The 22491-nt window shown below is 64.6% G+C and carries 20 protein-coding genes; 12 read left to right on the plus strand and 8 right to left on the minus strand.

What is annotated here, in order from left to right:
- Positions 1-69: 69 nt before the first annotated feature.
- From glmS to KYK29_RS00320, 3 genes are read left to right on the plus strand one after another with little or no spacing between them, the layout of a single operon-like run.
- Positions 70-1896: a glutamine--fructose-6-phosphate transaminase (isomerizing) gene (gene glmS / locus KYK29_RS00310; protein ID WP_254688863.1), complete on the plus strand. Its 1827-nt coding sequence runs from the start codon at positions 70-72 to the stop codon at positions 1894-1896.
- A complete protein-coding gene (locus tag KYK29_RS00315; RefSeq protein WP_254688864.1) occupies positions 1893-2387 on the plus strand; it encodes a GNAT family N-acetyltransferase in 495 nt (164 codons plus the stop codon). The genes glmS and KYK29_RS00315 overlap by 4 nt, the downstream gene beginning before the upstream one ends.
- A gap of 46 nt (positions 2388-2433) precedes the next feature.
- Positions 2434-3123 (plus strand): DUF502 domain-containing protein, encoded by a 690-nt coding sequence (locus KYK29_RS00320; RefSeq protein ID WP_254688865.1) that lies wholly within the window; start codon positions 2434-2436, stop codon positions 3121-3123.
- A 24-nt stretch (positions 3124-3147) separates the two neighbouring features.
- Here KYK29_RS00320 and KYK29_RS00325 read toward each other — a convergent pair whose 3' ends face one another.
- Together KYK29_RS00325 and recG are read right to left on the minus strand one after the other, a co-directional pair.
- Positions 3148-3366: a hypothetical protein gene (locus tag KYK29_RS00325; RefSeq protein ID WP_254688866.1), complete on the minus strand. Its 219-nt coding sequence runs from the start codon at positions 3364-3366 to the stop codon at positions 3148-3150.
- Positions 3367-3453: 87 nt separating this feature from the next.
- A complete protein-coding gene (recG, locus tag KYK29_RS00330) occupies positions 3454-5559 on the minus strand; it encodes an ATP-dependent DNA helicase RecG (RefSeq protein ID WP_254690032.1) in 2106 nt (701 codons plus the stop codon).
- Between the two features lie 107 nt (positions 5560-5666).
- On the opposite strand from recG, the gene KYK29_RS00335 reads away from it, so the two are divergent.
- Together KYK29_RS00335 and mfd are read left to right on the plus strand one after the other, a co-directional pair.
- A complete protein-coding gene (locus KYK29_RS00335) occupies positions 5667-5984 on the plus strand; it encodes an FAD assembly factor SdhE (protein WP_254688867.1) in 318 nt (105 codons plus the stop codon).
- Positions 5981-9493: a transcription-repair coupling factor gene (gene mfd, locus KYK29_RS00340; protein WP_254688868.1), complete on the plus strand. Its 3513-nt coding sequence runs from the start codon at positions 5981-5983 to the stop codon at positions 9491-9493. Before KYK29_RS00335 ends, mfd begins: the two co-directional genes overlap by 4 nt.
- A 39-nt stretch (positions 9494-9532) precedes the next feature.
- On the opposite strand, the gene KYK29_RS00345 is transcribed toward mfd, so the two are convergent.
- Together KYK29_RS00345 and KYK29_RS00350 are read right to left on the minus strand one after the other, a co-directional pair.
- A complete protein-coding gene (locus KYK29_RS00345) occupies positions 9533-10204 on the minus strand; it encodes a DsbA family oxidoreductase (protein ID WP_254688869.1) in 672 nt (223 codons plus the stop codon).
- Between the two features lie 108 nt (positions 10205-10312).
- Positions 10313-12124: an extracellular solute-binding protein gene (locus KYK29_RS00350; protein WP_254688870.1), complete on the minus strand. Its 1812-nt coding sequence runs from the start codon at positions 12122-12124 to the stop codon at positions 10313-10315.
- A gap of 264 nt (positions 12125-12388) precedes the next feature.
- Between KYK29_RS00350 and KYK29_RS00355 the strand changes: the two genes are divergently transcribed.
- Positions 12389-13015 carry an invasion associated locus B family protein gene (locus tag KYK29_RS00355; protein ID WP_254688871.1) on the plus strand — a complete coding sequence of 209 codons (627 nt, stop codon included), beginning with the start codon at positions 12389-12391 and terminating at the stop codon, positions 13013-13015.
- 135 nt (positions 13016-13150) lie between these two features.
- On the opposite strand, the gene KYK29_RS00360 is transcribed toward KYK29_RS00355, so the two are convergent.
- A complete protein-coding gene (locus KYK29_RS00360; protein ID WP_254688872.1) occupies positions 13151-14152 on the minus strand; it encodes an RgsD C-terminal domain-containing protein in 1002 nt (333 codons plus the stop codon).
- Between the two features lie 123 nt (positions 14153-14275).
- Between KYK29_RS00360 and KYK29_RS00365 the strand changes: the two genes are divergently transcribed.
- Positions 14276-14860: a nitroreductase family protein gene (locus tag KYK29_RS00365; protein WP_254688873.1), complete on the plus strand. Its 585-nt coding sequence runs from the start codon at positions 14276-14278 to the stop codon at positions 14858-14860.
- Complete coding sequence (locus KYK29_RS00370) at positions 14853-15470, plus strand: flavin reductase family protein (RefSeq protein ID WP_254688874.1); 618 nt, start codon at positions 14853-14855, stop codon at positions 15468-15470. The genes KYK29_RS00365 and KYK29_RS00370 overlap by 8 nt, the downstream gene beginning before the upstream one ends.
- Positions 15471-15473: 3 nt before the next feature.
- Here KYK29_RS00370 and KYK29_RS00375 read toward each other — a convergent pair whose 3' ends face one another.
- Complete coding sequence (locus KYK29_RS00375; RefSeq protein WP_254688875.1) at positions 15474-16112, minus strand: hypothetical protein; 639 nt, start codon at positions 16110-16112, stop codon at positions 15474-15476.
- Positions 16113-16242: 130 nt separating this feature from the next.
- On the opposite strand from KYK29_RS00375, the gene KYK29_RS00380 reads away from it, so the two are divergent.
- Positions 16243-17370 carry a DUF2336 domain-containing protein gene (locus tag KYK29_RS00380; protein ID WP_254688876.1) on the plus strand — a complete coding sequence of 376 codons (1128 nt, stop codon included), beginning with the start codon at positions 16243-16245 and terminating at the stop codon, positions 17368-17370.
- Positions 17371-17382: 12 nt separating this feature from the next.
- On the opposite strand, the gene KYK29_RS00385 is transcribed toward KYK29_RS00380, so the two are convergent.
- Positions 17383-17811 (minus strand): hypothetical protein, encoded by a 429-nt coding sequence (locus KYK29_RS00385; RefSeq protein WP_254688877.1) that lies wholly within the window; start codon positions 17809-17811, stop codon positions 17383-17385.
- Between the two features lie 45 nt (positions 17812-17856).
- A complete protein-coding gene (parE, locus tag KYK29_RS00390; protein ID WP_254688878.1) occupies positions 17857-19911 on the minus strand; it encodes a DNA topoisomerase IV subunit B in 2055 nt (684 codons plus the stop codon).
- Between the two features lie 230 nt (positions 19912-20141).
- Between parE and KYK29_RS00395 the strand changes: the two genes are divergently transcribed.
- The 3 genes from KYK29_RS00395 (at position 20142) to secG (ending at position 22438) form a co-directional block, all read left to right on the plus strand.
- Positions 20142-21026, plus strand: a complete 885-nt coding sequence (locus tag KYK29_RS00395; protein ID WP_437437202.1) for an alpha/beta fold hydrolase — start codon at positions 20142-20144, stop codon at positions 21024-21026.
- A gap of 105 nt (positions 21027-21131) precedes the next feature.
- On the plus strand, positions 21132-21902 hold the full coding sequence (gene tpiA, locus KYK29_RS00400) for a triose-phosphate isomerase (protein ID WP_254688880.1): 771 nt from the start codon (positions 21132-21134) through the stop codon (positions 21900-21902).
- A gap of 98 nt (positions 21903-22000) precedes the next feature.
- The gene (gene secG / locus KYK29_RS00405; RefSeq protein WP_254688881.1) at positions 22001-22438 is read left to right on the plus strand and encodes a preprotein translocase subunit SecG; all 438 of its coding nucleotides are present in this window, start codon (positions 22001-22003) and stop codon (positions 22436-22438) included.
- Positions 22439-22491: the final 53 nt, after the last annotated feature.

A 22491-nucleotide genomic window follows, 5' to 3' on the forward strand; every position in this document is an offset into this window, starting at 1 on the left:
TGTTGCGCCCCGGGCAAAAACCTCTACCAAGGGGCAAACATCTTCAGGCCTGATCGAGGGAAGCGGCTCATGTGCGGAATTGTCGGTATCGTTGGAAACCAGCCTGTTGCCGGCCGGCTCGTGGAAGCGCTCAAGCGGCTGGAATACCGGGGCTACGATTCGGCGGGCGTCGCCACCATCGTCGACGGCCGGCTGGAGCGCCGCCGCGCCGAAGGCAAGCTGTTCAACCTGGAGAGGCGGCTGGCCGAGGAGCCGCTGGGCGGCACGATCGGCGTGGCCCATACGCGCTGGGCGACCCACGGCGCGCCGACCGAAGCCAACGCCCATCCGCATTTCGTGGAGGGTGTCGCCGTCGTTCACAACGGCATCATCGAGAATTTCTCGGAGATCCGCGATGAAATGACCGCCGAAGGCGCCGCCTTCACCACCGAGACCGATACGGAAGTGGTGGCGCAACTGCTGGCGAAATATCGCCGCGAAGGCCTTGGCCGCCGTGAGGCGATGCATGCCATGTTGCGCCGCGTGACGGGAGCCTATGCGCTGGCGGTGATCTTCGAGGACGACCCGTCCACGATCATGGCGGCGCGCAGCGGTCCGCCGCTCGCCATCGGCTATGGCCAGGGCGAAATGTTCCTCGGCTCCGACGCGATCGCGCTTGCGCCCTTCACCAATGAGATCGCCTATCTGGTCGACGGCGACTGGGCGATCCTCGGCCGTGACGGCGCTTTCATCTTCGATAACGACGGCAATCGGGTCGAGCGTCCGCGCCAGATCTCGTCCGCCGCCGCCTATCTCATCGACAAGGGCAACCACCGGCATTTCATGGAAAAGGAAATCCATGAGCAGCCGGAGGCGATTTCCCACGCGCTGGGCCACTATGTGGATTTCCTGCGCCACGAGGTGAAGCCGGTCACGGGCGAGATCGATTTCGCATCGGTGCCGAGCCTTGCGATTTCGGCCTGCGGCACCGCCTACCTGTCCGGCCTGATCGGCAAATACTGGTTCGAGCGCTACGCGCGCCTGCCGGTCGAAATCGACGTGGCCTCCGAGTTCCGATACCGTGAAATCCCGCTCAATCCGGCCTCGGCCGCGCTCTTCATCTCGCAATCCGGCGAGACCGCCGACACGCTGGCGTCGCTGCGCTATTGCCGCGAACAGGGCCTGAAGATCGGCGCGGTGGTCAATACGCGCGAATCGACCATCGCGCGCGAAGCCGATTCCGTCTTCCCCATTCTCGCCGGGCCGGAAATCGGCGTGGCCTCGACCAAGGCGTTCACCTGCCAGCTCGCCGTGCTGGCGGCGCTTTCCGTCGGGGCGGGCAGGGCGCGGGGCACGATTTCGGCGGAAGAGGAAAGGGAACTCGTTCGCCATCTGTGCGAAATGCCGCGCATCATGAGCCGCGTGCTCAACACCATCCAGCCGGCCATCGAGCAATTGTCGCGCGATCTCTCGAAATGCCGCGACGTGCTCTATCTCGGCCGGGGAACCAGCTATCCGCTCGCCATGGAGGGCGCGCTGAAGCTCAAGGAGATTTCCTATATCCACGCGGAAGGCTACGCCGCCGGCGAACTCAAGCACGGACCGATCGCGCTGATCGACGAGAACATGCCGGTCATCGTCATTGCGCCGCACGACCGCTTTTTCGAGAAGACCGTATCCAACATGCAGGAAGTCGCCGCGCGCGGCGGACGGATCATCTTCATGACCGATGAGAAGGGGGCGGCGGCCTCGCGGCTGGAGACCATGGCGACCATCGTCATGCCGACCGTCCACGAGATCGTCGCGCCGATGATCTATTCCCTGCCGATCCAGCTTCTCGCCTATCATACGGCGGTCTTCATGGGCACGGACGTCGACCAGCCGCGCAATCTTGCGAAGTCTGTGACCGTCGAGTGATCGTCCGGACCGAGCAGGGCGGCGATGTCGAGGCGATCCGTCACCTGACGGAGAGGGCGTTTGCGAGCGCGCCGCATACGGACGGGACGGAACATCTGATCATCGATCGTCTGCGGGCCGCGGCGGCGCTGACGCTTTCGCTGGTCGCCGAGGACGCCACCGGGATCGTCGGCCATGTGGCCTTCTCACCGGTCGCTCTTTCGGACGGGACGGACGGCTGGTTCGGCCTCGGTCCCCTTTCGGTTGCGCCCGAACGGCAGCGGACGGGGATCGGCGGCGCGCTGGTGCGAACCGGCCTTGCCCGCCTGCGGGAAAAGCCGGCAGCCGGTTGCGTGCTGCTTGGCGATCCGGCCTATTATGGCCGTTTCGGTTTTGTCGCAGATGCGCGCCTGCGGCTGGAGGGCGTGCCGCCGGAGTATTTCCAGTCTGTGGCGTTTTCGCCGGTTTACGGCGAGCGAACGGTTACCTATCATCCCGCTTTTTACGGCTGAGCGCCTCCCACGTTCAGGCCGGTCTCGCCATGATGCTGGATGATCGATGAACGAAACGGTTCCGAGACAGTCGCTTGCAATGCGGCTGCGCAATAACTTTCTGGCCGGCCTCGTCATCTGCGCGCCGATCGCTATCACCATCTGGCTGACGTGGACCTTCATCCATTGGGCCGACAGCTGGGTGAAGCCCTATATTCCCGCCCGGTATAATCCGGAAAGCTATCTGCAATTCGCCATTCCCGGCTTCGGTCTGCTGATCGCCCTGGTCCTGATCACCCTCGTCGGCTTTCTCGGCAAGAACCTGATCGGACGTTCCGTCCTGCAATTCGGCGATTCGCTGTTCTACCGGATGCCGCTGGTGCGCACGGTGCACAAGAGCCTCAAGCAGATTTTCGAGACGGTGCTGCGCGACAAGGGAACCTCCTTCACGCAGGCGGCGCTGGTCGAATATCCAAGCGCCGGCCTGTGGTCGGTCGTCTTCGTGGCGACCGACGCGCGCGGCGAGATCGCCACGAAATTCCGGGCGATGGGCAAGGATATGGTCGCCTGCTTCCTGCCGCCGACGCCGTTTCCAACCGCGGGTTTCCTTGTCTATGTGCCGCGCGAGAAGATCGTCCCGCTCGACATGAGCGCCGAGGACGCCGCGAAGCTGATCATCTCCGTCGGCCTCGTGACGCCGCCGGTTGCATCAGGCGCGCCGCCCAAACCCGCGGAAACGGGCACGGCGGAGACATAGGCCGGCGTAAGGGGCCTGCCGTTATCACTCTGCGTCGGCGGGCGTCGTATCGCCATCCCGCTGGAGCACCGGAGCTTCCGTTGCCGGCAGGCGTTCCTGCTTCTGGGTGGTGCGGACGCTTGCCGTGACGATCGTCCGGTCGATATCGGCGGCGGCGCTTGCCTTGGTGTGCCATGCGCAATCGGCCAGAGCGGCCGAGGGTGAAAGCGCAAGCACGACTGCGACTGCGAGAACTGTCTTCATGGCATTTCTCCTTTTCGCGGATGGACCATAATGCGGCTACCGCAGCCATCTGCGAAATCACGTTTTCGTGGCGATGGAGAAGTCCCGTCAGCCGGCGCGCAGGAAGCGGATCGCCTCGTCGCGGCGATAGAGGTAAAGCAGGGTGCGGATCGCCTCGCCGCGTTCGCCCGTCAGGTCCGGATCGCGCTCCAGCGTATAGGCCGCATCCTTGCGGGCGATCTCCAGCAGATCGCCATGCGCCTCCAGGCTTGCGACGCGAAAGCCGGGCGTTCCCGACTGCCGGGTGCCGAGAAGCTCGCCTTCGCCCCTGAGTTTCAGATCCTCCTCCGCGATCCGGAATCCATCTTCCGTTTCGCGCATGATCGATAGCCGGGCGCGGCCGTTCTCGCTGAGCGGCCCCTTGTAGAGCAGGATGCAACTCGATGCCTCGTCGCCGCGCCCGACGCGACCGCGCAACTGATGAAGCTGTGCCAGTCCGAAGCGTTCGGCATGTTCGATCACCATGATCGTGGCGTCGGGAATGTCGACACCGACCTCGACGACGGTCGTGGCCACCAGAAGCCGGGTCTCGCCGTTCTTGAAGGCGAGCATCGCGGCGTCCTTCTCCGGCCCGCTCATCCGCCCGTGCACGAGGCCGGCAGCCGGGCCGAAGACACCCGCAAGCGTCGCATGCCGCTCCTCGACGGACATGAGATCGCTTTCCTCCGATTCCTCGACCAGCGGGCAGATCCAATAGGCCTTCTTTCCGGCGCCGAGTGCGCTGCGCAGGCGGTCGACGATCTCGCCGGTCCGCTCCTGCGGCATCACGACGGTCTGGATCGGCTTGCGGCCGGCCGGTTTCTCCGTGAGCCTGGACACGTCCATGTCGCCGAAGGCGGCGAGCACGAGGGTGCGGGGAATGGGGGTCGCTGTCATCACCAGCATATGCGGGGAAATGCCCTTTGCCGTCAGCCGCAGGCGCTGATGCACGCCGAACCGGTGCTGCTCGTCGACCACGGCGAGCACGAGATCATGGTAGCTGACATTGTCCTGAAAGAGCGCATGGGTGCCGATGACGATCTGTGTCTCGCCCGAGGCGATACGCTCCAGGATGGCGTCGCGCTCGCGTCCCTTGGTGCGGCCGGTGAGCACGTCGATCGCCACACCCGACGGCCCGGCCATGCGGGAAATCGTCGCGAAATGCTGGCGTGCGAGAATTTCGGTCGGCGCCATCAGCACCGCCTGTCCGCCCGATTCGACCGCCGCCAGCATGGCCATCAGCGCCACCGCCGTCTTGCCCGCGCCGACGTCGCCCTGAAGCAGCCGCAGCATCCGCAGGTCCTTGCCCATGTCCGCGAGAACATCGGCAATCGCCGCTTCCTGGCTGTTCGTCAGCGAAAACGGCAGGGCGTCGACGACGGGAGCGGTGAGCAGGCCGGTTGCCCGCACGGGCCGGCCCGCCACCTTGCGCAGTTTCTGCCGCACCAGCGCCAGCGAGATCTGTCCCGCCAGGAACTCGTCATAGGCAAGGCGGCGGCGCGCCGGAGCCTGCGGATCGAGATCGGTCTCGTCGCGCGGGTCGTGCAGGCGCTGGAAGGCGGCGGCGGCGCTGGAAAAACCCTGTTGCCGGCGCAGGCTTTCCTCGATCCATTCCGGAAGGTCGGGCAGGCGGGCGACGGCGGTTTCGACGGCCTTGCGCAGCACTTTCGGCGAGAGCCCGGCGGTGAGCGGATGGACAGGCTCCACCAGCGGCAGGTTCTCCTGCTCGTCGAGGCGGACCATGTGATCCGGATGCACCATCGAGGCGCGACCGTTGAACCAGTCCACCTTGCCGCTGACGACCACCGTCTCGTCGAGCGGAAGCGCCTTTTCCAGCCAGTTTCCCTTCACGCGGAAGAAGGTCAGCGCCAGTTCGCCGGTGTCGTCATGCAGGAAAACCCGATAGGGCACGCTGGATTTTCCGGAAGGCGGCGGCTGGTGCCGGTCGACACGGCCGGTAATGGTGACGATCGTCCCTTGCGGCGCATGGGCGATGCCGGGCTGGTTGCGCCGGTCGACGATACTGTGGGGGAAATGGAACAGGAGATCGACGACGCGGCAATCGTCGATGCTTTCCGCGTCGAGCAGGCGGGCGAAAAGCTCTCCCACTTTCGGCCCGATACCGGGAAGCGAGGCGAGCGGAGCGAAAAGGGGATCGAGCAGGGCCGGGCGCATGCCGGCAAAATCGCCGGAGAAGGACGCTTTGGCAAGGCTGACAAGCGGCTTTTGCCGGTTTATAGAGGCCACGACAGTCGCATGCGGTGAAGAAAGGCGGAACGATCATGACGGGAACGACACGCTCGAGTGCGGGGATCGATCCGCGCCGCAAGCGCATCCTGTTTCGCTGCTGGCATCGGGGCATCCGCGAAATGGATCTGGTTCTCGGTGCCTTTGCCGATGCGGAGATCGCGACGCTCGACGAGGCCGAACTCGACGAACTGGAGGAGATCATGGCGAAAGAAGACGCCGATCTCGTGAAATGGGTGACGGGAGAAGCGCCGCCACCGGAACGATATCGGACCGGCCTGTTCCCGCGGATTGCCGCCTACAGGCCCGATTTCTCGCCGCTCTTCGTCGAACGCACCGGAACAGACCCATGATCGCCGGCTTCTTTCCCGAGCGCGTCGCCGCCGCCGGCCAGCCGCTGACTATCGGCGGGGTTCCTTCCGGGCTCGAACCGCTGATCCTCGCCGATCTCGTGCGCGCCACGGGGCCGGTCGCCTATGTCCTATCCGACGGGCAGCGCATCGCCGATCTGGAGCAGATGCTGGGCTTCGTCGCCCCGGATGTTCCGGTCTTGACGCTGCCGGGCTGGGATTGTCTTCCCTATGACCGCGTTTCCCCGAGCGCCGAAGTTTCCGCGCGCCGGCTGTCGGCGCTTTCGGCGCTGATCGCGCACGCGAAAAAGCCGCATCCCGCCATCGTTCTCGTCACCGTCAACGCGCTGTTGCAGAAGACCGCGCCGCGCACCGTCATCGAGAGCCTCGCCTTTTCCGCCCGCCCCGGCAACCAGATCCGAATGGACGATATCGCCGGGCGGCTGGAGCGCAACGGTTTCGAGCGCGTGGCGACCGTCCGGGAGGTCGGCGAATACGCCGTCCGCGGCGGCATCCTCGATGTCTTCGTGCCGGGCAGCGGCGAGCCGCTGCGCCTCGATTTCTTCGGCGATACGCTGGAATCGATCCGCTCCTTCGATCCGGCAAGCCAGCGCACGACGGGTCAGGCCCGTTCTCTCGATCTCAACCCGATGAGCGAGGTGACGCTGACGCCGGAAACCATTTCCCGCTTCCGCACGCAATATCTCGCGCTCTTCGGCGCCGCGACCCGGGACGACGCGCTTTACCAGGCGGTTTCCGAAGGCCGTCGTTTCGCCGGGATGGAGCATTGGCTGCCGCTGTTCTACGACGGGCTGGAAACGATCTTCGACTATCTGGCGGGATTTCGGATCGTCACCGATCACACCGTGCGCGAGGCGGCGGTCGAACGCTCGCGGCTGGTGCGCGACTATTACGATGCGCGCCTCGCCTCGGCCACGCCCGGCAAGGGACAGGTGGCGCAGGCCACGCCCTACAAGCCGGTGCCGCCCGGCCAGTTCTATCTGGAGGCGGATCGCTTTGCGCGCGACCTCGATGAGCGCAACGCCATCCGGCTGTCTCCGTTCAACGAGCATGAGGGCGAAGCGCGCCATGTGGTGACCGTGGAGGCGCGGCCGGGCGTGCGCTGGGCGCGGCCCGTCGGCGGCGACGATGCGGAGACGGCGCGCGTCAATGTCTTCGAGCAGGCGGTGAAACATATCGCCGCGCGCCGGGCCGACGGCGACAAGGTGCTGGTGACGGGCTGGTCGGAAGGTTCGCTCGATCGTCTGCTACAGGTGCTGGCGGAACACGGGCTCGGCAATGTCGTGCCGGTGGAAAAGCTCTCCGATCTCGGCAGGCTGAAGCCGGGCGAGGCGGCATCGGCCGTTCTCAGCCTCGAAAGCGGCTTCGAGACCGGCGATATCGTCGTCATCGGCGAGCAGGATATTCTCGGCGACCGCATGGTGCGGCGTTCCAAACGCCGCAAGCGCGGCGCCGATTTCATCACCGAGGTTGCCGGCCTCGACGAGGGGTCCATCGTCGTCCATGCCGAGCACGGCATCGGCCGCTTCGTCGGCCTTCGCACCATCGAGGCTGCGGGCGCGCCCCATGCCTGCCTCGAATTGCGCTACGCGGACGACGCGAAGCTGTTCCTGCCGGTGGAAAACATCGACCTGCTTTCGCGCTACGGCGGCGAGGGAACGGATGCGGTTCTCGACAAGCTGGGCGGTGTCGCCTGGCAGGCGCGCAAGGCCAGGCTCAAGAAGCGCCTGCTTGAAATGGCCAATGGTCTCATTCAGGTCGCCGCGGCGCGGCTCGTTCGCCATGCGCCGGTGCTGACGGCGACGGACGGCGTCTACGACGAATTCGCCGCGCGCTTTCCCTATGAGGAAACGGATGATCAGGCGGGCGCCATCGATGCGGTGCGCGACGATCTCGTCGCCGGCCGGCCGATGGATCGGCTCGTCTGCGGCGACGTTGGTTTCGGCAAGACGGAAGTGGCGCTGCGCGCGGCCTTCATCGCGGCGATGAACGGCGTGCAGGTGGCCGTCGTGGTGCCGACGACACTGCTTGCCCGACAGCACTTCAAGACCTTCTCCGACCGTTTTCGCGGCTTGCCGATCCGCGTGCAGCAGGCCTCGCGCCTCGTTGGATCGAAGGAGCTGGCGCTCGTCAAGAAGGAGCTGGCCGACGGCAAGACCGATATCGTCGTCGGCACGCATGCATTGCTGGCAAGTTCGACCAGATTTGCCAATCTCGGCCTGCTCGTCATCGACGAGGAGCAGCATTTCGGCGTCAAGCACAAGGAGCGGCTGAAGGAGCTGAAGAGCGACGTCCATGTCCTCACACTTTCGGCGACGCCGATCCCGCGGACGCTCCAGCTTGCCATGACGGGCGTGCGGGAGCTGTCGCTGATCACCACGCCGCCGGTCGACCGCATGGCGGTGCGCACCTTCATTTCGCCCTTCGATCCGCTGGTCATCCGCGAGACGCTGATGCGCGAGCATTATCGCGGCGGCCAGAGTTTCTATGTCTGCCCGCGTATCAGCGATCTGGCGGAGATCCACGACTTCCTGCAACAGGACGTGCCGGAACTGAAAGTCGCCGTCGCACACGGCCAGATGCCGGCGACCGAGCTTGAAGACATCATGAACGCCTTCTACGATGGCCGCTACGACGTATTGTTGTCGACGACCATTGTCGAATCGGGCCTCGACGTTCCCACAGCCAACACGATGATCGTGCATCGCGCCGACATGTTCGGGCTGGCGCAGCTTTATCAGCTGCGCGGCCGTGTCGGCCGCTCGAAGGTGCGCGCCTTCGCACTGATGACGCTTCCGGTGAACCGCAAGCTGACCGGCACGGCGGAGCGGCGGCTGAAGGTGCTGCAATCGCTCGATACGCTCGGCGCCGGCTTCCAGCTCGCCAGCCACGATCTCGATATCCGCGGTGCGGGCAATCTGCTCGGCGAGGAACAGTCCGGCCATATCAAGGAGGTCGGTTTCGAACTCTATCAGCAGATGCTGGAGGAGGCGGTCGCCGAGATCAAGGGCGACGAGGAGGTCCTCGATACGGGCTGGTCGCCGCAGATTTCGGTCGGCACGCCGGTCATGATCCCCGACGACTACGTGCCGGATCTGCACCTGCGTCTCGGTCTTTACCGCCGCCTCGGCGAAATCACCGACCTTGCCGACATCGACGCCTTCGGCGCGGAACTGATCGACCGTTTCGGTCCCTTGCCGCTGGAGGTTCAGCACCTTCTGAAGATCGTCTATATCAAATCGCTTTGCCGTGTGGCCAATGTCGAGAAGCTCGATGCCGGGCCGAAGGGCGTGGTCGTGCAGTTCCGCAACAAGGAGTTTCCGAACCCGGCCGCCCTCGTCGGCCATATCGCAAGACAGGGCACCCTTGCGAAGATCCGGCCGGATCAGAGCCTCTTCCTCGCACGCGACTATCCGACCCCGGAAAAGCGTCTGACCGGGGCAGCGCAGGTGATGACACAACTTGCGGGACTGGCGAAACAGGAGGCCTGAGCCGGCGCCGCCGGTTCAGGCGGGCCTCAACAAGGCCGATCAGCTTGCGCCGGCGCGTTCCTGCGCCTTGAGCGCTGCGATTTCGCGGAAGGCATTGGCAAGGACGTCCGGGGTCTGCGCACCCATCACGGCATATTTGTTGTCGATGATGAAGCAGGGGACGCCGGTGACGCCCATTTCACGCGCCAGGCCGATTTCGTCCTGAACGGAATCGACGTCCGCGCCGGCTGAAAACAGAGCGCAGACGACGGCCCTGTCCATGCCGCTTTTTTCGGCGATATCAAGCAATACCGCCCGGTCGCCGACATCGCGGCCTTCCTCGAAATAGGCACGGAAGAGAGCAAGCCCCACGCGATCCTGGATCTCGGGGCCTTCGATCATCGCCCAGCGTAGCAGCCGATGGGCGTCGAGCGTGTTGGGGCTTAATTTCACCGCCGCAAAATCGAAGCGGATGCCGTCCTCCCGCCCGAGGTCGGCAAGCTTTTCATGGGCGCGCTGCACGGCTTCCGGGCCGCCGAGCTTTTCAGCGAGATGCGTCTTGTGGTCGACGCCTTCGGGCGGCGTGTCCGGATTGAGCTGATAGGGCCGAAACGCCACCGTGACGTGAAGGTCGCCGGCCACCGCCTCGATCGCCTTTTCCAGCCGCTTCCGGCCGAGATAGCACCAGGGGCATACCACATCGGAGACGATATCGACGGTGATGGTTTCCATCCGAAGTTCCTTTCGCATGCCGCACATGGCATCGCCCCTTCGAGATAGGAGCGATGGCTTTGCCGTTCAACCGGCGGACATCGTTCCACGAGGCGCCGCCAGACCGGATTACTGGGCGTTCTCGTCCCACCAGGCCGGCAGCTGATAGCCGTAGAGCGACGTGGCTTGTGGTCTTCCGATATGCTTCGACCGGGCGACCCATTGCTCGCCGAGATGATAGAGAGGCACGACATAATAGCCGGAAAGCAGCATCCTGTCGTGCAGCCGGACCGCGGAGCGGAAGTCTTCTTCGCTACGCGCCGTCAGGATCGCCTGCAGGATGCGGTCGATGTCCGGATCGGCGACACCGGCGAAATTCGAGCTGCCCGGCCGCTCGCGCGAGATCGATCCCCAGTAGCTGATCTGGTCGATGCCCGGCGAAAGCGACGAGGGGAAGGCCTTGATGATGACGTCGTAGTCGAACGTCTGGCTGCGCCGCTGATACTGCGAATCGTCGACCGTGCGCACGGATACGTCCACGCCGAGAGCCGCCAGGAAGCGCTGATAGGCGAGCGCCAGTTTCTCCTGGTCGGTGTTCTGCGTCATGATCTCGAAGGCGAGCGGCTGGCCGTCCCGTGAGACCATCCGCCCGTTGCGGATCGTGTAGCCGGCCTTCTCGAAATGATCCATCGCCAGGCGCAGCACCTTGCGGTCACGACCCGAGCCGTCGGTGACGGGCAGCCGGTGCGTTCCCGCCAGGATGTCCGGATCGATACGGGAAAGGGCAGGGCCGGCGATCGTGCGTTCCCGCGCGTCGGCGGCCACGCCCATGGAGGACAGGTCGGAGTTTTGCCAGTAGCTCTCGGTGCGCCTGTAGGCGTTTTCGAACAGGCTGCGGTTCACCCACTGGAAATCGAAGGCGAGCGTCAGTGCCTTGCGCAGCTCGACGTCGGTGAACGTCTCCCGCCGCGTGTTGAAGACGAAACCCAGCATGCCGGACGGTGTCTTGGGCTGGAACGCGTCGCGGACGACCATGCCGTTCCTGACGGCGGGGAAATCATAGCCGCGCGCCCATTTCGTGGGATTTCCTTCCTGGTATATGTCGATCACGCCCTTCTTGAAGGCTTCGAAGAGCGTATTCTCCTGAAGGAAATATTCGATGGAAATCTCGTCGTAATTGTCGAACCCGACCTTGGAGGGCAGGTCCCTGGCCCAATAGTCGGGGTTGCGGGCGTAGACGATCTTCTCGCCCGGCTTCACCTCCTTCACGCGATAGGGGCCGGAGCCGAGGGGCAAGGCGAGTGTTGTCCTGTCGAAACCGTCCACGTCGGTCGCGTGCTTCGGCAGTACCGGCGAAAGCGCAATGAGAAGAGGGGTTTCCCGGTCTGCCTTCTCGTTGAAGGTGAAGCGAACGCTGTGTTCGCCGCGCTTCTCCATCGCCTTCACGCCCTCAAGCCGGCGATTGAACGGCGCGCGGGCCTTGTCGCGCAGAAGCTCGAAGGTGAAGATGACATCTTCCGGCGTGACCGGCTCGCCGTCCGCCCATTTCGCTTCGGGATTGAGATTGAACTGGATGAAGGTCCGGTCGTCGTCCCACTCCACCGTTTTGGCGATAAGGCCGTACATGGTGAAGGCCTCGTCGCGCGAACGCTGCATCAGCGATTCGTAGACGAGATTGCCGAATTCCGGGTCCCACATGCCGCGCGCCGTCGTGCGCATGCTTTTCAGGATGAAGGGATTGAGATTGTCGAAGGTGCCGACCACTCCATAGGCGATATGGCCACCCTTCTTCACATCCGGATTGACGTAGGAGAAATGTGCGTAATCCGCAGGCAGGGCCGGTTCGCCGTGCATGGCGATGCCGTGCAGCGGCGCGGCAAGCGCCGCCGACGCCGCCAGGGCGAAGACGCCCGACAGGACGGCCGTGAGTAGTCGGTGCAAGATTGTCTCCTGTTGAACGCCGCTGATTCCCGGCCGCATTATAACGCCGCAGGCGCCATATCGGCACGACCTGCGCCGGATTTGAGGCAGCGCCATGAAAAACGCAAGAAAAGCTGGATATCCGATGCAGCCCATTGTAACAGAAAACCCGGAACCGGGTCATGCAAATGCCTCATTTCGCCGACACCAGAGCGCTCGACTGACCCAATCGCAAGAGAGCGAAAACCGTCGCTTCGGCACCGGACTTCAGGAGACAGAAACAATATGATCTTCACTTCCCATTTTCTCCGGCGAACCGCGCTTTCCGCGTTCGCATTGTCTGTCGCCGCTGCCGCGATGCCCTCGGCCGCGCTCGCCCAGCAGGCGGCCGCTCCCAAGGGCTGGTTCAAGGTGTGCACGAAGCAGGAGGACAACGATGTCTGCATCGTGCAGAATCTCCTGACCGCCAACAGCGGCCAGCTTCTGACCGCCGTCGGCCTGATCACGGTCAGCGGGAAGACGAATCGCAAGCTGATGCAGGTTTCCGTTCCGAGCGCGCGCCTCGTGCCTCCGGGTGTCCAGATGCAGATCGACGGCGGCAAGGCGCAGAAGATCGATTACGCCATCTGCATGCCGGACAAATGCGTCGCCGAGGTGCCGCTCACCGACCAGATGATCGCCAGCCTGAAAAAGGGCAACGAAGTCGTCTTCACCTCCATCAACTTCCAGCGCGCGCCGAACCCGATCAAGATCTCGCTTGAGGGCTTCACGGGTGCATTCGACGGCGACCCGGTCGAGCAGTCGCAGCTCGAAGAGCGCCAGCGCCTGTTGCAGGAAGAAATGCAGAAGAAGGCGGAAGAAGCCCGCAAGAAGCTGGAAGAGGCCCAGAAGGCCGCCAAGGGCCAGCAGTAAGCCGGCCGGGACCGGAGTGGACGCGTCCTGCATGCATCCGAAGGGATGATCGCGGGGCGCTCCGCGCAACGATTACGAAAAAGCCGGCGGAGATTTCCAACCGCCGGCTTTTTCTCGTTTTGCTTATACCGACGGTTACAATCCGTCGAGGATGGCGGACTGGTCGCTTTTCTGATCGCTCGCATCCTCGTTCAGAAGCACTTCGACATCCGTGTTGACGCCGGCCTTCACGGTGAAATCGCGCTGATAGATCTTTTCCTTGTTGCGGGCGATGGCGATGTAGCTGCCTTCGGCAAGAACCAGCGTGGGGAAGGCCCCGACGCTTTCGCTCACCGTATCGCCGGAAGACGTCAGGATCGACCAGGCCGTATCGGCGAGCGCTTCGCCGCCGGGTTCGGAGACCAGCTTGAGTGTCAGCTTGGCGGCGCGATGCTGGATGATCGCGCTCGTGAGCTTGCCCGCCTCTACCTGGATGTCCGCTCGAATGGCGGCATTGACCGTGCCGTAGTCGGAGACCACATGATAGGTGCCGGCATTGAGGCGCACCACGGTATTGGCCTTCACGTCGGCGAGCACGAGATTGCGTTCGCCGTCCTCGCGCACTTCGGCGGAATAGATCGAGAAGCTCAGTTCCTGCGGCGGGATGCGCACATCCGCGCCGGAAACGGCATTGAGCATGATGCCGCCGGCGTCGAGGATCATCACCTGCTTGTCGACCGCACCGCTTGCCGGGACGATCAGCTTCTTCGTCGCGCCGGCCCGGCCGAAGGCGACATTGACGAAATATTCGCCCGGTACGAGCTGGAAGGCCGCCGATCCGCCTTCGGAACTGGCAAGCAGCGGGAGTTTTCCGTCAGCGGCGGGAATAGGAGAGAAGACGCGCCAGGTCAGGCCGTGCCGCATCGGCTCGCCGTCCTTGACGAGCAGCGCCTCGCAAACCACCTCGTGCAGATCTTCCGAGGGCGCGGCCTTTCCCGTCACGAGCGGGTTGAAGGAGGTGATCTTGCCGCCCTTGAGAGGTGTGGTGATCTGCGAGAAGCTGTCCAGCGTATCCTGCGCCCACACGGGAAGCACCGGGGAAACAACGAAAAATGTGACCACGCCGAGGACGGCGACGGGGTTGATCGGCAAGCGCATGGCGAAGGTTGACTTCCTGACTGTGAGGCTCCACTTGAAGACCCGGCTAGTGGCATTTTCATGACCGCATCACGGCGTGTTTTTCATGGCCGCATCGCGGCACGTTATTGGAACTCCTTTGCAATGCAAACTGAAATCAAGTTGATCGATTACCTTTCGACGCGCCGTTCGATCCCGGCATTCCAGATGAGCGAGCCCGGCCCGTCGGCGGCGCAGGTCGAATCGATGCTGAAGCTCGCCTCGCGCGTGCCCGACCACGGCAAGCTCGCGCCATGGCGGTTCATCGTCTATCGCGGCGCCGAGCGGCGGCGCATCAGCGAGGAACTGGCGACGATCGCGCTTGCGAAAAAGCCGGACATGTCCGACGAGATGCGCAAGGTGGAAAACACCCGGCTGACCCGCGCGCCGGTCGTCGTCGCGGTGGTCAGCCGCGCCGCGCCGCATGCGAAGATTCCGGAGTGGGAACAGCTCATGTCGGCGGGTGCCGTCTGCCTGAACATGCTGATGGCGGCCAACGCCCACGGTTTCGCCTCCAACTGGCTCACCGAATGGTTCGCCTATGACGAAAGCGCCTATCCCGTCCTCGGCGTGAACGCAGGCGAGAAAGTGGCCGGCTTCATCCATATCGGCATGCCCTCCGTGCCGCCGACCGAAAGGCCGCGTCCGGATCTCGCCGAAGTCGTCACCTGGGTCGGCGAGAATGACTGAGCGCCGTTTCTACGAAACGGCGACCAATGCGCACGGCCTTGCGCATGATCCCTTCAAGGCCATCGTGACGCCACGTCCGATCGGCTGGATCGGTTCGAGGGCCGCCGACGGGCGGCTGAACCTTGCGCCCTATTCGTTCTTCAACGCCGTTTCGGACCGGCCGAAGCTGGTCATGTTTTCGTCCAGCGGCCGCAAGGACAGCGTGGCGAATATCGAGGAAACGGGTGTCTTCACCTGCTCGCTGGCAAGCGGCAATCTGGCGGCGGCGGTGAACGCCAGTTCCGTTGCCGTTCCCCATGGGGTGGACGAGTTCGCGATCGCCGGCCTGACCCCGGTTGCGGGCCGTCTCGTCGATGCGCCCTATGTCGCGGAGGCTTTCGCAGCGCTCGAGTGCCGGGCGACGCAGATCATGCGCCCCCTGGACCTCGATGGGCGGCAGACGGAGAACTGGGTGGTCTACGGCCAGGTCGTCGGCGTCCATATCCGCGACGACATCGTTCGAGACGGCCGGCTGGACATGGCCATCGCCCGCCCGCTCGCCCGCATGGGCTATATGGACTACTGCGAGGCGGGCGACGTCTTTGAAATGATGCGGCCGAAAGCGCCGTGAGGGTCAGGGGACAGCATAGAGCTGCTCGATGACGGCGATCTGCTCTGTCGTCGCCGCAAGGCAGCCGTAAAAGCCATCGTCCCGCGAGCGTTCGCAGATCCTTGCGAAAATGGCCGGTTCGTGCGGCTCGGCCGAATCGTAGACCGGAAGACCCGCCGCCCGTCCGGCAAGGAGCGCGGCGGCGCGGGCGGCTGCGAAAGGCGCCGTCCAGTTGCCTGCTTCCGTCTCGCAACGACGCGCGCCGAGGGTGCGGACGAGCGCTCCATGATCCCACACCAGTCCGGCCAGCCGGCGCACGGTAATCGCAAGAGCGGCTGCCAGATCGGCGGGAGCCGGCAGGATGCCGTCCGTCAGCCAGAGGATGCGCAGCGCGCCATCTGCCATCCCTTCCTCGGCTTCCGCGACATCCAGAAGAACGGCCAATCGCTGGAGGGCTTCGCCTTGCCGGCATCCGGAAAGCGCAACCCCGGCAAAACCGGCGGCAACCGCCCGGCGCAGATCGGAAAGCCGCTCATGTCCGCTTTCCTGGACCAGGAACGCACCTGCGCCAACATCTTCCATCGTGTCCGCGGCCAACAAGGCGCCGGGGCGAGCGGTCTGTCGGGTGGCGTGATGGATCAGGGCGCGGGGCAGGGCGGTCATGGCACCGGTCTAACGCTCCGTCCGCCCGCAAGGCAAGATGGTTTGGTTAAGGGACATGGTGAACCAATCTTAAACGTTTTGCCGCTAGGCTTGCGCCCATCGACAAAGCATTCAGGAATTGGGGCATTCCTTGATCGTTCACGCTTTTCTCCGCTGGGTGGAAACCGCAAGATCGTCCGACAGGGCCAAGGCTGCAAGCGTACTGGCGCGGGCGTTCGCCCGCAACCGTATCGCGGCCGGCGACCGGCATGCGGCGGAAATGGCCATGATTTTCCTGCTCGACGATCCCGCGCATCAGGTGCGGCTTGCCTTGGCGGAGGAACTGGCCGATTGCCCCCATGCCCCGCGCGCCGTCATCCTGCCGCTTGCCGAGGATCAGCCCGAGGTCGCAGCGCGGGTGTTGCTGCGTTCGCCGGTTCTGGCGGATGGCGATCTCGTGGATATCGCCGCCAAGGGCAACGGGGTCACCCGCATGCTGATCGCCCATCGCGCCTTCGTATCGCGGCCGGTATCGGCGGCGCTGGCTGAAATCGGCGAGGAAGCGGAGACGATGGTTCTTCTGGAGAATCCCGGCGCCATCCTGTCGCGCAGCAGTCTGGCGCGGCTGGCGGAACGATTCGCCGATCACGGCGAGATTCGCGCCCTGCTTCTTGGCCGCGACGATCTGTCGGGCGACGCCCGCTCACTGTTGATCGAGAAGGTCGGCGAGGCGCTCGCCGGTCTCGATCTGGTTCGCGCCACCATCGGTTCCGGCCGTGTCGAACGGGTAATGCGCGAGGCCTGCGATGTTGCCACCCTCGTCATGGCCGGCGAAGCGCCGGAGGCGGACATGCCGGCGCTCGTCGAGCATCTGCGCGTCAATGGCCGCCTGACGCCCGTCTTCCTGATGCACGCGCTTTGCACCGGTCGCGCCGAATTCTTCGCCACCGCCATCGTCAACCTGTCCGGTCATCAGGAGCGCCGGGTCCGTGCGCTGCTGTCGGACGGCCGGGAGGCGGCCTTGCGCGCGCTTTACGAGACCTGTGGCCTTGGCGGCGAGATCGCCGGGCTCTTCGCGCAGGCGACACTCATCCGGCGGCGCGGGACTGCGGCAGACGATGCGGCCTTCTCCGTGTCGGAACGCCTTCTGGCGGAAGCCCGCGGGCGCGATGACGCCGCCTGTCAGTCGTTGCTGGAACTGGTCGAGCGGCTGGCGCTCGCCGAGCAGCGGCGCACGGCGCGCAGCTACGCCATGCTGGTCACCCGGGAGGCCGCCTGACGCGGCGCAGCCTCAATCCGTAAGCCGGCGAACGACCCAGGCATAGCCGTCCTCGATCGTATGGACCGGCTTGACAAAGACCGCCTTGACATCGGCCGCATCGGGAAGCGCACCCTTGACGAAATCGAGCGTGCGCGCGGCCAGACCTTGTTTTGCTTTCGCATCGGGCGGGGCAGGCGCCTGCGCAACCGCAGTGCCCGGAGTATCCGCGGTATCGGCTTCGCCTTCCGCAAGCGAGCCGGCGTCCCGGTCCTCCATGCTTTCACAGACGGCGACGATGACCGGGTAGGGGCTGTTCTGATGACGGTTGATGTAGCTTTCCGCATCGGCGTCACAGAGCGACACCGTCTGCCAGCTTCTGTCGGTCGTATCGATGTAATGACATTGGGTGACGCTGTCATCGCACCCCATGATCGTCATGACGATAAGTGCGGCTTTCATGGCCTTTCCTTGCGCAAATGACGGCGGCCGTCAGGCGTGGTCCGCTCAGATATCCAGATTTTCGACGAAGACCGCGCGCTCCTGGATGAAGCGGAAGCGGGCTTCCGGCTTCGTCCCCATCAGGTCGTCGACGGCGGTGCGCGTGCCCTCGAAGTCGATGTCGTCGATCTCCACTTTCAGCAGCGTGCGTTTGGCCGGATCCATCGTGGTCTCCTTGAGCTGCGAGGGCAGCATCTCGCCAAGACCCTTGAAGCGGCCGATCTCGACCTTGCCGCGGCCGTTGAACTGGCTGCGCATCAGTTCCTCGCGATGCTGGTCGTCACGGGCATAAAGGGTCTTTCCGCCCTGACTGAGGCGGTAGAGCGGCGGTACGGCGAGATAAAGATGCCCGCCGCGGATGAGTTCCGGCATCTCCTGATAAAAGAAAGTGATGAGCAGGGAGGCGATATGGGCTCCGTCGACGTCGGCGTCCGTCATGACGATGACGCGCTCGTAGCGCAGGTCTTCCTCGCGGTATTTCGAGCGGGTGCCGCAGCCCAGCGCCTGCACGAGATCGGAAATCTGCTGGTTGGCGCCCAGCTTCTCCCGCCCCGCGCTCGCCACGTTGAGGATCTTCCCGCGCAGTGGGAGAATAGCCTGATTGGCGCGGTTTCGCGCCTGCTTGGCGGAACCGCCGGCCGAATCGCCCTCGACGATAAAAAGCTCCGCGCCGGCGGCTGAACTCTGCGAGCAATCGGCGAGTTTCCCCGGCAGGCGCAGCTTCCTGACCGCCGTCTTGCGGCTCACTTCCTTTTCCTTGCGCCGGCGCAGGCGTTCCTCCGCGCGCTCGATCACCCAGTCGAGCAGCTTTGCCGCCTCGGCGGGGTTATCGGCGAGATAATGGTCGAACGGGTCGCGCAGCGCATTCTCGACAAGGCGCTGGGCCTCGGCGGTCGCAAGCTTGTCCTTCGTCTGGCCGACGAATTCCGGCTCGCGGATGAAGACCGAAAGCATGCCGATGGCCGAAATCATCACATCGTCGGTGGAGATCATCGACGCGCGCTTGTTCTGCGTCAGTTCGGCGTAGTTCTTGAGCCCCCTGGTCAGCGCGATGCGCAGGCCCGCCTCATGGGTGCCGCCGTCGCCTGTCGGGATGGTGTTGCAATAGGAATGGATGAGCGAATCGCCGCCATGCCACGTCACCGCCCATTCGATCGATCCGTGGCCGCCGGCCTTCTCGCTCTTGCCGGCGAAGATCTCCCGGGTGACGGTATAATCCTTGCCGAGCGTCGCCTGAAGATAGTCCTTCAGGCCGCCGGGGAAGTGGAACACCGCCTTTTCCGGCGTGTCGGAACCTTCGGGCAACAAGGCGGGATCGCAACTCCAGCGGATCTCCACGCCGCCGAAAAGATAGGCCTTGGACCGGGCCATGCGGAACACCCGCCCCGGATCGAAGCGCACCTGCGGGCCGAAGATCTGCGGATCGGGATGGAACCGGACCTTCGTTCCGCGACGGTTGTGGACATCGCCCAGTTCCTCCAGCGGCCCGAGCGGCTTGCCCCGGGAAAAGCACTGGCGATAGAGCTTGCGGTTTCGCGCGACTTCCACCTCGAGGCGATCGGACAGCGCATTGACCACCGAGACGCCGACGCCGTGCAGGCCGCCCGAGGTCTCATAGGCCTTGCCGTCGAACTTGCCGCCGGCGTGAAGCACGGTGAGAATCACCTCCAGCGTCGACTTGCCGGGCATTTGCGGATGGTTTTCCACAGGAATGCCGCGACCATTGTCGGTGACGGACAGAAAGCCCTCGGCGTCGAGATTGACCTCGATGAAATTGGCATGGCCAGCGACGGCCTCGTCCATCGCGTTGTCGATGACTTCCGAAAACAGATGGTGCAGGGCCTTTTCGTCCGTGCCGCCGATATACATGCCCGGACGCATGCGCACCGGTTCGAGCCCTTCGAGAACGCGGATTGCCGAGGCATCGTAATCGTCGCCGCCGCCGCCGTTTGCCGGCGCGGCGCGGGATGCGGGTTCCCGTAGCGGTTTCACAGCCGCGGGCACCGGCTGCCGTGCGGGCTCGGAGGGAAACTGGGCGAAGAGATCGTTGTCGTCCTGCATGGGCTGTTCAGATTTTGTTCCGTGCGTCATTTTCGCGTCGCGGCCGGTGCGGCCTTTGGATGGGCGATGGGTGTCGGTTGGGCGAATCACTTGCGACTTTGCCAGATTCCGCGCGATTTCGCGATGCTGCGCCGCATAGTGGTCTCGGGAGGGCCGCATTGCGGTCTCGCGAGGATTGCGTCTGCCGCAGGCGGATGGCAAGAGTTTTCACCTGAATGGATCGACAGTTTATGCCAAAGTCCACAATTCATTGTCTCTTCCGGATGGCATGCGCCATATGGCTCACCGTCGTTTCGGCAAACGGCGCGGCCGCGCTGACGCTTGAGCCGTGGAAGGACGACCTCTTCTCCTACGGCGAGGTCGTGGAAACGGCCGAAGGCGGCGCCCTGCGGGTGATCGACTATCAGGAGATGCGCGACATCAACGGCCGCGACCAGACGCCGGAGCGCCGGGTCAGATCCGCCTATGTCTCGACCGACATCCGGAAGGTCCAGCAGAACCTGGCGCTGGAAACGCCGGCCGGCCGTCTGGACGTGACGATGACCGGAAAGGCGCAGGGCGCGTCCTTCACCGTCATCTTCATCCACGGGCGTGGAGGAGACCGCAGGCTGGGCGGCAACGACTGGACGTTCGGCGGCAACTTCAATCGTCTGAAGAACCTCGCGGCGCGCAACGGCGGCGTCTATTATGCCCCGAGCGTGCCATCCTTCGACGACCGGGGCAGGGCGCTGGTCTCCGGCCTCATCGGCAAGGCGAAGGCCGCTTCGCCGGGCGCGCCCGTGGTGCTTGCCTGTGCGTCCATGGGCAGTTTCATCTGCGCCCGCGTGGCGCGTGACTCCGAGGCCGTCGGCAATCTCTCGGGCATGATCCTGATGGGCGGCGCAGCCGATGCGGAGTACCTTTCGACGCCGGCCTTCCGGGCGAAGCTGCCGGTCTATTTCACCCATGGGGACATGGACGGCGTCTATCAGGCGAATGACCAGATCGCCCTGTTCCGCAAGCTGCGCAAGGCGGGGATCCCCACGCGTTTCGTCCTGTTCCAGACCGGCGGCCACGGCACGCCCGTCCGCATGACCGACTGGCGCGAGGCGCTCAACTGGATTTTCGCCCGCTGAGAGGAAAAGCGGGCAATTCGCACCAAAGGGCGCGGCGCTCTTTCGCGGAGCCACGCGATTTGCTACGCCCCGGAACACAACGATATGGCAGGAAAGGGAGGCCACATGACACCGGACGTAACCCCGCTCGTCGCCGGCAACTGGAAAATGAACGGCACGCGCGCATCGCTCGACCAGATCAAGGCGATGGCCGAAGGTGTGAAGGGCGCGCTTTCCGACAAGGTCGAAACGCTGATCTGCCCGCCCGCCACGCTGCTTTACGTCGCGACCGCGCTTTGCGACGACAGCCCCCTTTGCATCGGCGCGCAGGATTGCCATGAAAAGGCGTCGGGCGCCCATACGGGCGATATCTCGGCGGAAATGATCGCCGACTGCTTCGGAACCCATGTCATCGTGGGGCACTCCGAGCGGCGCAGCGACCACGGCGAAAGCGACGCCCTCGTGCGCGCCAAGGCGGAAATCGCCCATGCCAGCGATCTCGTCGCCATCGTCTGCATCGGCGAGACGGGGCAGGAGCGCGAGGCCGGCCGGACGCTCGATGTCCTGAAAGCGCAGCTTGCGGGCTCCGTACCGGACGGGGCGACGGCCGCCAATACCGTCATCGCCTATGAGCCCGTGTGGGCGATCGGCACCGGCGTGACGCCGACGGCGGCGGATGTAGAGGCTGCCCATGCCTTCATGCGTGCGGAACTGGAGGCGCGTTTCAAGGACGAGGGGGCGAAGATGCGCATCCTTTACGGCGGTTCGGTCAAGCCCGGCAATGCGCAGGAACTGATGGGCGTGAAGAACGTCGACGGCGCGCTGATCGGCGGGGCCAGCTTGAAAGCGGCGGACTTCCTCGCCATCTACCGGGCTTACGAAACGCTGCTGGCCTGAGGCGGGGAATGCCGGCCAAGGGCTTGGAATGCGGCCCGTCATGGTATAAGTGAGCCGCAAATCTTTCATTTGGGCCTCTCGGTCCGGGATATCAAAACATGCAGACCATCTTGCTCGTCATCTATCTCATGGTCGTCGTCGTGCTGATCGGCGTCGTGCTGATCCAGCGGTCTGAAGGCGGCGGCCTTGGCATTGGCGGCGGATCCGGCTTCATGTCGGCGCGCGGCACGGCCAATGCGCTCACGCGCACCACGGCGATCCTGGCGGCGCTGTTCTTCGTGCTCGCGCTCGGCATGGGCATTCTCGCCCGCTACGAATCGCGCCCGACCGACATTCTCGACCGCATTCCCGGCACGACCGGCACCGGTGGCGTTCTCGACGCGCTCGGCGGCGCCGAAGAAAGCCAGCCGCAGAGCGATGCCGCCACCCCGCCGCCTGCGACCGACGGCGTCCCGACCGAAGGCGGAACCGCCGCGCCCGCGCCGTCGGGCGGGGGAGCCACTGAGAATAATTCCGGCGTTCCGAGCGGCCAGTAACCGCCAGCGCCCGAACGAGCCGGCCGGTTGGAGAAAACCAACCGGCCTTCTTC

It is taken from the genome of Shinella daejeonensis, assembly GCF_024281235.1.
In the GTDB taxonomy this organism is placed as follows: Bacteria; Pseudomonadota; Alphaproteobacteria; order Rhizobiales; family Rhizobiaceae; genus Shinella; species Shinella daejeonensis.

What these genes read in the sequence shown, in the direction of transcription:
- glmS (WP_254688863.1), top strand. Translation starts at nt 70, where the DNA reads ATGTGCGGAATTGTCGGTATCGTTGGAAACCAGCCTGTTGCCGGCCGG.
- KYK29_RS00320 (WP_254688865.1), top strand. Translation starts at nt 2,434, where the DNA reads ATGAACGAAACGGTTCCGAGACAGTCGCTTGCAATGCGGCTGCGCAAT.
- KYK29_RS00325 (WP_254688866.1), bottom strand. Translation starts at nt 3,366, where the DNA reads ATGAAGACAGTTCTCGCAGTCGCAGTCGTGCTTGCGCTTTCACCCTCG.
- recG (WP_254690032.1), bottom strand. Translation starts at nt 5,559, where the DNA reads ATGCGCCCGGCCCTGCTCGATCCCCTTTTCGCTCCGCTCGCCTCGCTT.
- KYK29_RS00335 (WP_254688867.1), top strand. Translation starts at nt 5,667, where the DNA reads ATGACGGGAACGACACGCTCGAGTGCGGGGATCGATCCGCGCCGCAAG.
- mfd (WP_254688868.1), top strand. Translation starts at nt 5,981, where the DNA reads ATGATCGCCGGCTTCTTTCCCGAGCGCGTCGCCGCCGCCGGCCAGCCG.
- KYK29_RS00345 (WP_254688869.1), bottom strand. Translation starts at nt 10,204, where the DNA reads ATGGAAACCATCACCGTCGATATCGTCTCCGATGTGGTATGCCCCTGG.
- KYK29_RS00355 (WP_254688871.1), top strand. Translation starts at nt 12,389, where the DNA reads ATGATCTTCACTTCCCATTTTCTCCGGCGAACCGCGCTTTCCGCGTTC.
- KYK29_RS00360 (WP_254688872.1), bottom strand. Translation starts at nt 14,152, where the DNA reads ATGCGCTTGCCGATCAACCCCGTCGCCGTCCTCGGCGTGGTCACATTT.
- KYK29_RS00365 (WP_254688873.1), top strand. Translation starts at nt 14,276, where the DNA reads ATGCAAACTGAAATCAAGTTGATCGATTACCTTTCGACGCGCCGTTCG.
- KYK29_RS00370 (WP_254688874.1), top strand. Translation starts at nt 14,853, where the DNA reads ATGACTGAGCGCCGTTTCTACGAAACGGCGACCAATGCGCACGGCCTT.
- KYK29_RS00375 (WP_254688875.1), bottom strand. Translation starts at nt 16,112, where the DNA reads ATGACCGCCCTGCCCCGCGCCCTGATCCATCACGCCACCCGACAGACC.
- KYK29_RS00385 (WP_254688877.1), bottom strand. Translation starts at nt 17,811, where the DNA reads ATGAAAGCCGCACTTATCGTCATGACGATCATGGGGTGCGATGACAGC.
- parE (WP_254688878.1), bottom strand. Translation starts at nt 19,911, where the DNA reads ATGCAGGACGACAACGATCTCTTCGCCCAGTTTCCCTCCGAGCCCGCA.
- KYK29_RS00395 (WP_437437202.1), top strand. Translation starts at nt 20,142, where the DNA reads ATGCCAAAGTCCACAATTCATTGTCTCTTCCGGATGGCATGCGCCATA.
- tpiA (WP_254688880.1), top strand. Translation starts at nt 21,132, where the DNA reads ATGACACCGGACGTAACCCCGCTCGTCGCCGGCAACTGGAAAATGAAC.
- secG (WP_254688881.1), top strand. Translation starts at nt 22,001, where the DNA reads ATGCAGACCATCTTGCTCGTCATCTATCTCATGGTCGTCGTCGTGCTG.